Source organism: Kribbia dieselivorans NBRC 106261, assembly GCF_001552435.1.
GTDB classification, from domain to species: Bacteria; Actinomycetota; Actinomycetes; order Actinomycetales; family Dermatophilaceae; genus Kribbia; species Kribbia dieselivorans.
In genome coordinates this window covers 1-7,862 of record NZ_BCRE01000042.1, presented here as the reverse complement: position 1 = coordinate 7,862, position 7,862 = coordinate 1, and the positions used below count along the sequence as shown (strand labels likewise).

Sequence of the window (7,862 nt, the reverse complement as noted above, 5' to 3'; positions counted from 1 at the left end):
CCCCGCCAGTCGCCGATCTCGTCGCGAAACCGCTCGAGCAGCAGGCCGCGGTCGTGGGGCAGCCGCCCGGTCGCGGCGACCTGCTCATCGAGGTGCGCCAGCAGGTTGTCGGACGCCCAGTCGTCGAGCCCGGCGGCGTGCACCCGGGCGCGACGGCCCTCGGCCGACAGCCCGCCGACCTCACGCATGAACCCGCCGACGGCCTCGCCCAGTTCGGCCGGTCGCCCCGGCGCGTCGCCGTGCCAGAACGGCAACTTGCCCGGTTCACCCGGCGCGGGGGTGACCAGCACCCGATCGTGCGTGATCTCCTGCACGCGCCACGACGAGGTGCCCAGGGTGAAGACGTCGCCGACGCGGGATTCGTAGACCATCTCCTCGTCGAGTTCGCCGACCCGTCGCCCCGGTCCGTCACCGGCGGCGAGGAACACCCCGAACAGGCCACGATCGGGGATCGTGCCGCCGCTCGTTACGGCGAGCCGCTGCGCTCCGCGTCGCCCGGTCAGGGTGCCGGTCACCCGATCCCAGGTGAGGCGTGGGCGCAGGGCGCTGAACGCGTCGCTGGGGTAGCGCCCCGAGAGCATGTCGAGAACCGTCTCGAGCACGGCTCGACCCATCCCGGCATACGGCGCGGAGCGTCGCACCAGGGCCTCGAGCTCGTCGACCTGCCACTCGTCCATCGCACACATCGCCACGATGTGCTGCGCCAGCACGTCCAGCGGCACCCGCGGCGTGTGGAACTCCTCGATCGCGCCCGTGCGCATCCGTTCGACGACAACGGCCGTCTGGACCAGGTCACCGCGGTACTTGGGGAACAACACCCCGCGTGAGACCGCCCCGACCTGGTGCCCGGCCCGGCCCACCCGCTGCAATCCGCTGGACACGCTCGGCGGAGACTCGACCTGCACGACGAGATCGACCGCGCCCATGTCAATGCCGAGTTCGAGGCTGCTCGTGGCCACGACCGCGGGCAGGCGGCCCATCTTGAGGTCGTCCTCGATCGCGGCGCGGGCCTCCTTGCTCACCGACCCGTGGTGGGCACGGGCGAGCACGGTCTCGTGGCCCCGGTCGGCCCAGATCTCGTTGAACCGGGTGGTCAGGCGTTCGGCCAGTCGCCGCGAGTTCGCGAAGACCAGGGTGGAGCGGTGTTCGGCGACGAGATCGACGATCCGCTCCTCGACGTGCGGCCAGATCGAGGCATGCCGCTCGTCCCCGGCGGCGGCGCCGGAGAAGTCGGGCTGATCGCCGCCCGGAGCGTCGTCCAGCGAGGTCATGTCGGGGACGGGCACGACGACGCGCAGGTCCCATTCCTTCGTCGACGGCGGCTGCACTGTCGTGACGGGCCGACCGCCCGCCAACCAGCGCGACACCTCCTCGACCGGGCGGACCGTGGCGGACAGCCCGATCCGTTGGGCCGGTGCCGCGAGTAGGGCGTCGAGTCGTTCGAGGGAGAGCGCCAGGTGCACGCCGCGTTTCGTGCCCGCGACGGCGTGGACCTCGTCGATGATCACCGTCTCGATGCCGCGCAGCGATTCGCGCGCCGACGAGGTCAGCACCAGGTACAACGATTCCGGAGTCGTGATCAGCACGTCGGTCGGCGCACGGGTGAACGCCCGCCGCGCCGACGCCGGGGTGTCGCCCGATCGCACCGCGACCGTGACCTCCGGCCGGGGCAGCCCCAGCCGCTCGGCGGTGTGCCCGATGCCGACGAGGGGGGAGCGCAGGTTGCGCTCGACGTCGACCGCCAGCGCCTTGACCGGGGAGACGTACAGCACCCGACACCGGTGGGCCGGGTCGGCCGCCGGTGTGGCGGCCACCCGGTCCAGGGCCCACAGGAACGCCGCCAAGGTCTTGCCAGACCCGGTGGGCGCGACGACGAGGGTGTGCCTGCCCTCGCTGATCGACTGCCACGCGCCGATCTGGGCGGTCGTGGGCGCGTCGAATGACCCCCGGAACCAGGCGGCGGTCGCGGGGGAGAATCGCTCCAGCACCGATGCGCTGGCGGCCGTGTCACCCATCAGACACCAGCGTGCCACGAGGCTCCGACAACGCTCACGACCGCGCGCGAGGTGACCGCACGGCGCTCCGGGATGCCCGGGAATGACCGGGTGGTTAGGGTTTCGAGCGTGACCACGCCCAGGACGCCCAGTGACTTCCGCCCCCTGAGCCGTCTGGTCGACGGCACGATCAAACAGATCAACCCCTTCACCGGCACCGATGTCTGGACCGTCCCGGGCCGCGCCAACCGCCCGCTGACCGGCTTCGGGGTCGAGGCCCATCCGATCGATCCGGCGGAGCGGGGGCGTCACTGCGCGTTCTGCGATCGGCGCTACCTGGAGACCACCCCGGAGATCACGCGCGTCGTCCACGTCGGTGACCACTGGGAGACCTTCGATCGGGTCGCGCCCAACCGTTTGGAGGCCACCGTCGCCGACTTCCGGGTCGTGCCGAACCTCTTCGAGATCGTCTCGTTCGACTACTGGCGCGCCAATCACGGGTACGAGCCGAATGCGGAGCAGGTGTCGGCCCTGCGCACCTATGAGTCGACGGCGGCCGGTCGCGAGCACCTCTCCGCCCTGGTCGCCACCCGCATGCGGGCCGCGGGGGCGAGCGAGGCCGACATCGAGCACCTGAGTGCCGGCGATCTCGAGGACCATGCGATCGGCTTCTTCGCGCCGTCCCATGTCGTCGTCATTGCGCGTCGTCACTTCATCTCGCGCGCCACCCGCACCGACCAACTGGCCGGGTCGATGACCCTCTCCACGGCCGAGCACGAGCAATACCTGCGGTTGACGATCCAGGCCATGCACGAGCTGTATCGGTCGAACCCGCACGCCCAACTCGTCGCGGCGTTCCAGAACTGGCTCAAACCGGCCGGAGCGTCGTTCGACCACTTGCACAAGCAGCTCGTCGCGGTCGACGAGCTGGGCAACGATCTGCGCGCCCAACTGGAGCGGTTGGAGCACGAACCGGACCTGTACGAGCGCTGGGGTGTCCAGTACGCCCGCGAGCAGGGGCTGGTCATCGCCGAGAACGACCACGCGGTGCTGACCGCCGGGGTCGGGCACCGCCACCCGTCGCTGGAGATCTGGTCGACCGCGCCGGGTCGGCCCTGGGAACTCTCGGAGGCCGCGGTGCGCGGGTGGTCGGACCTGCTGCACGCGGCGCATGCGGCCACCGGCGTGCTCGTGCCCACCAACGAGGAGTGGCACCACCAGCCGCCGAGCATCGACCAGCCCATGCCCCTGCGCGCGATCCTCAAGTGGCGCATCAACACGACCGCCGGGTTCGAGGGCGGCACGAAGATCTACGTCAACACGATCGACCCGTGGACGCTGGCCGATCGGGTGCGCGCGGCACTCGAACCGCTGCGGGCGCGTGGTGAGGTCAACGCCTGAGGCGTGGCAGACTCGCCACCGTGCGACTGAGTGAGTTCTGGGCCCTGATGAACGACGAGTTCGGGGAGGCCTATGCCGGCACGTTGGCGCGCGATCACGTGCTCAGCGTGCTGGGGGAGCGGACGGTGAACGAGGCCCTCGAGGCCGGGGAACATCCGCGGCTGGTGTGGCTGGCGCTGTGCGAGGACATGGAGGTCCCGTTGGAGCGTCGTCTGGGCAAGGACCGCCCCGCCAAACCCACGGATGAACGTCGTCTCTGATCCGCTCGGCGCGTCGCCTTGTCTCGAACACGCGTTCGGCTATGGTTGTCCACATGGCCCGGTTCGACAGGTGCCCCATCCACAGCCCCACGGTGACTGCGGATCGCTGTCGGTGCCGAGCCATAGCGTCTGACCCGACATCACGACGAACCCGACCGTGACCCGGGTCGCCGGTGGACGCGCTCGACCGAACAGCAGGAGGCACCATGTCCGTCACACCCATCGACGCCAAGGCCCAAGAGGCCAAGCGCAAGTCCCTCGACGTCGTCCTGGGGCAGATCGAGAAGTCCCACGGCAAGGGCGCGGTGATGCGTCTGGGCGATGACACCCGTCCGCCGATCCAGGTCATCCCGACCGGTTCGCTCGCGCTCGACGTCGCCCTCGGTATCGGCGGCCTGCCTCGCGGCCGCGTCATCGAGATCTACGGCCCGGAGTCGAGTGGTAAGACCACCGTAGCCCTGCATGCGGTCGCCAGCGCCCAGGCCGCCGGCGGGATCGCCGCGTTCATCGACGCCGAACACGCCCTCGACCCGGAGTACGCCAAGAAGCTCGGCGTCGACACCGACGCGCTGCTCGTCAGCCAGCCCGACACCGGTGAGCAGGCGCTCGAGATCGCCGACATGCTGATCCGCTCCGGCGCGTTGGACATCATCGTCATCGACTCCGTGGCGGCCCTGGTGCCCCGCGCCGAGATCGAGGGCGAGATGGGTGACAGCCACGTCGGTCTCCAGGCCCGCCTCATGTCGCAGGCGCTGCGCAAGATCACCGGGGCGCTGAACAACTCCGGCACCACGGCGATCTTCATCAACCAGTTGCGCGAGAAGATCGGTGTCATGTTCGGGTCGCCGGAGACGACGACCGGTGGCAAAGCGCTGAAGTTCTACGCCTCGGTACGGCTGGACGTGCGTCGCATCGAGACCCTGAAGGACGGCAGCGAGCCGGTCGGCAACCGCACCCGCGTCAAGGTCGTCAAGAACAAGGTCTCCCCACCGTTCAAGCAGGCCGAGTTCGACATCCTCTACGGGCAGGGCATCTCCCGTGAGGGCGGTCTGATCGACATGGGCGTCGAGCACGGCATCGTGCGCAAGGCCGGTGCCTGGTACACGTACGACGGAGACCAGCTCGGCCAGGGCAAGGAGAACGCCCGCAACTTCCTCAAGGACAACCCGGAGTTGGGCGCCGAGATCGAGCAGAAGGTCAAGGAGAAGCTCGGCATCGGCGCTCCGGTGGAGCCGTCGGCCGACGTGCCGGTCGACTTCTGAGGATGACCCAACCGGAGTCCGATCGCGCGAGTCAGGTCAATGTGGCTCGCGCGATCGTCTTGCGCCAGCTCACCGCCGGGCCACGAAGCCGTCATCAGTTGGCTGAGGCGCTGCGTCGGCGCAACTGCCCCGATGACGTTGCCGTCGAGGTCCTGGATCGGATGGAGGATGTCGGTCTGGTCGACGACAACGCGTACGCCACCGAGTTGGTCCGGGCCAAGCAGGAGGGCCGTGGCCTGGCCAAACGGGCCATCGTGCACGAACTGCGCCGCAAAGGTGTCGACGACAGCACCGCCGAGGAGGTGCTCGCCGACGTCGATCCGGAGCAGGAACGCGACCGGGCCCGTGAACTGGCGGCCAAGAAGTTGCGGACGATGCACGGCCTCGATGGTCCGGTCCAGGCCCGACGGCTGGCCGGCATGCTCGCCCGCAAGGGGTACGACCCCGACACGGTGCGGGCCATCGTCACCGAGGTCATCACCGACTCGCCGGAGCACCAGCCCGACTGACGGCTCAGTGCCGACAATGTCCGTTTCGTCTGAGATGTCCTACTCAGAGGAATCGCGGGGTCATCTGCCTACGGTGGGGACATGGCGAGCCGAATCACTCCAGCACTGTTTGCGATCCTGCTTGCCGTCTTCCTCGTGCTGCTGCTGAGCGGCTGATCGCAGGAAACTCGAGCAGGCGTACCTGACCCCCGGGAACCACATGGTCCCGGGGGTCACGTCTGCGCTCGGCGAGTCACAACCCCTGCCCGCCGCGACCCGTGGGGCTCACCGCGTCGGCGTCGAGAATCTCGTAGGCGGACCTCCTAGTCCTGGCGGGAGCCATACACGGCGACGCGAACAACATCCCCTTGACTGGCGAACTCACCGGCCGCGACGCGTGCGTTCACGGCAGCGGCCACATCGGCCGGCACCTCAAGGGTGACAAGGTCCTCATCACGGGACGACATGCTCATCATCCGATGCTACGCGCGCAGGCCTTGGCTGGCCCCGCGCTTGTCCACAGGCGTCACAACGAGTGCAGGGGCCGCTCACCCGGCGGCAACGCGTTCCTCGGCACGATGACCTTGCCGAACGGGAAGCACGTCACGGGGATCATCTTGAGGTTGGCGATCGCCAGCGGGATGCCGATGATCGTCACGGCTTGGGCCACCGCGGTCGTGATGTGCCCCAGGGCGAGCCACAACCCCGCCACCAGAAACCAGATGACGTTGCCGAGGCCGCTCATCGCCCCGCCCATCGCGCCCACGGGTTTGGCCACCACGGCGCTCCCGAACGGCCAGAAGGCGTACCGGGCCATGCGGAAGGAGGCAATGCCCGCGGGAATGGTGATGATGAGGATGCAGGCGATGACGCCGAAGAGCACGTAGCCCAGGGCGAGCCAGAGCCCCCCGGTGACGAGCCAGATGAGGTTGAGGATCGCGCGGAGCATGGCTTCATCATCGAGCCACGCCGGAGCCACCCGCCATCGGGAACGACCCCGGTCCGCCCCGGGGGTACCCTTGACGGGCGATGACTGGCCTGAAGACCTACGATGTGCGCACCCACGGGTGCCAGATGAACGTGCACGACTCCGAACGGATTGCCGGCCTGCTGGAGACAGCCGGCTACGTCGATCTCGCGTCCCTGCCGCGCGACGACCGCCCCGAGGTCGCCGACGTCGTCGTGTTCAACACCTGCGCCGTGCGTGAGAACGCCGACAACAAGCTGTACGGCAACATCGGCCAGCTCGCCCCGCTGAAGAAGGACCACGACTTCCAGATCGCGGTGGGCGGCTGTATGGCCCAGAAGGACCGCGACACCATCGTCAAGCGCGCCCCGTGGGTCGACGTCGTCTTCGGCACGCACAACATCGGCTCACTGCCGGCCCTGCTGGACCGCGCCCGCCACAACAAGGCGGCCGAGGTCGAGATCCTCGAGTCGCTCGAGGTCTTCCCGTCCACCCTCCCGACCCGACGAGACTCCGCCTATGCCGGGTGGGTCTCGATCAGCGTCGGCTGCAACAACACCTGCACGTTCTGCATCGTCCCGAGTTTGCGCGGCAAGGAGCAGGATCGCCGTCCGGGCGACATCCTCGCCGAGGTCCAGGCGCTCGTCGACCAGGGCGTGCTCGAGGTGACCCTGCTCGGGCAGAACGTCAACTCCTACGGCGTCGAATTCGGCGACCGCCTCGCCTTCGGCAAACTGTTGCGTGCGACCGGCGAGATCGATGGGCTCGAGCGGGTGCGATTCACCAGCCCGCACCCGGCGGCGTTCACCGATGACGTCATCACCGCGATGGCGGAAACCCCCAACGTCATGCCGAGCCTGCACATGCCGCTGCAGTCCGGTTCCGACCGCGTGCTGCGCGAGATGCGCCGCTCCTACCGCAGCGCCAAGTTCCTCGGCATCATCGACAAGGTCCGCGAGCAGATCCCCGATGCGGCGATCACGACCGACATCATCGTCGGCTTCCCCGGCGAGACTGACGCCGACTTCGAGGAGACCCTGCGCGTCGTCGAGCACTCCCGGTTCTCGTCGGCGTTCATGTTCCAGTACTCGATCCGCCCCGGAACCCCGGCGGCGACCATGCCCGATCAGGTGCCCAAGGCCGTCGTCCAGGAGCGGTTCGAGCGCCTCGGCGCGCTGCAGGAGGAGATCTCCTGGGCCGAGAATCGGGCGCAGGAGGGACGCACCCTCGAGGTGCTCGTCGCGACCGGCGAGGGCCGCAAGGACGAGGCCACCGCACGGCTCTCCGGCCGCGCCCGCGACAACCGGCTCGTCCACTTCGCCGTGCCGAACGGAGCCAAGCAGCCCCGCCCGGGTGACATCGTCGAGGTCGACGTGACGTACGGCGCTCCGCATCACCTCATCGCCGACGGCGCCCTGACCGGCGGGACGTACCGCGTCCGGGCCACCCGCGGCGGTGACGCGTGGGCGGCCAGCCAGGAGCGCCCCGGC

General features: G+C 69.2%; 8 protein-coding genes. 5 read left to right on the top strand and 3 right to left on the bottom strand.

Annotated elements, in window-relative coordinates; genetic code table 11:
* Positions 1 to 2,015: DEAD/DEAH box helicase (locus KD1_RS03850; protein ID WP_157073155.1), on the bottom strand; the 2,015-nt coding region annotated here is incomplete at its 3' end.
* A gap of 108 nt (positions 2,016 to 2,123) precedes the next feature.
* On the opposite strand from KD1_RS03850, the gene KD1_RS03845 reads away from it, so the two are divergent.
* The 4 genes from KD1_RS03845 to KD1_RS03830 all read left to right on the top strand — a co-directional run bounded on the left by KD1_RS03845 (position 2,124) and on the right by KD1_RS03830 (position 5,426).
* Positions 2,124 to 3,395: a DUF4921 family protein gene (locus KD1_RS03845; protein WP_245627265.1), complete on the top strand. Its 1,272-nt coding sequence runs from the start codon at positions 2,124 to 2,126 to the stop codon at positions 3,393 to 3,395.
* 20 nt (positions 3,396 to 3,415) lie between these two features.
* Complete coding sequence (locus tag KD1_RS03840) at positions 3,416 to 3,655, top strand: DUF3046 domain-containing protein (RefSeq protein ID WP_068397800.1); 240 nt, start codon at positions 3,416 to 3,418, stop codon at positions 3,653 to 3,655.
* Positions 3,656 to 3,861: 206 nt separating this feature from the next.
* The gene (gene recA / locus KD1_RS03835) at positions 3,862 to 4,917 is read left to right on the top strand and encodes a recombinase RecA (protein WP_068397797.1); all 1,056 of its coding nucleotides are present in this window, start codon (positions 3,862 to 3,864) and stop codon (positions 4,915 to 4,917) included.
* Between the two features lie 2 nt (positions 4,918 to 4,919).
* Positions 4,920 to 5,426 (top strand): regulatory protein RecX, encoded by a 507-nt coding sequence (locus KD1_RS03830; RefSeq protein ID WP_068397793.1) that lies wholly within the window; start codon positions 4,920 to 4,922, stop codon positions 5,424 to 5,426.
* A 302-nt stretch (positions 5,427 to 5,728) separates the two neighbouring features.
* Here the strand turns inward: KD1_RS03830 and KD1_RS16480 are convergent, their stop codons facing one another.
* Positions 5,729 to 5,878 carry a hypothetical protein gene (locus tag KD1_RS16480; RefSeq protein ID WP_157073154.1) on the bottom strand — a complete coding sequence of 50 codons (150 nt, stop codon included), beginning with the start codon at positions 5,876 to 5,878 and terminating at the stop codon, positions 5,729 to 5,731.
* 53 nt (positions 5,879 to 5,931) lie between these two features.
* Positions 5,932 to 6,354, bottom strand: a complete 423-nt coding sequence (locus tag KD1_RS03825; protein WP_068397790.1) for a YccF domain-containing protein — start codon at positions 6,352 to 6,354, stop codon at positions 5,932 to 5,934.
* A gap of 80 nt (positions 6,355 to 6,434) precedes the next feature.
* Between KD1_RS03825 and miaB the strand changes: the two genes are divergently transcribed.
* The coding region (miaB, locus tag KD1_RS03820) for a tRNA (N6-isopentenyl adenosine(37)-C2)-methylthiotransferase MiaB (RefSeq protein WP_068397787.1) at positions 6,435 to 7,862 on the top strand (1,428 nt) is incomplete at its 3' end.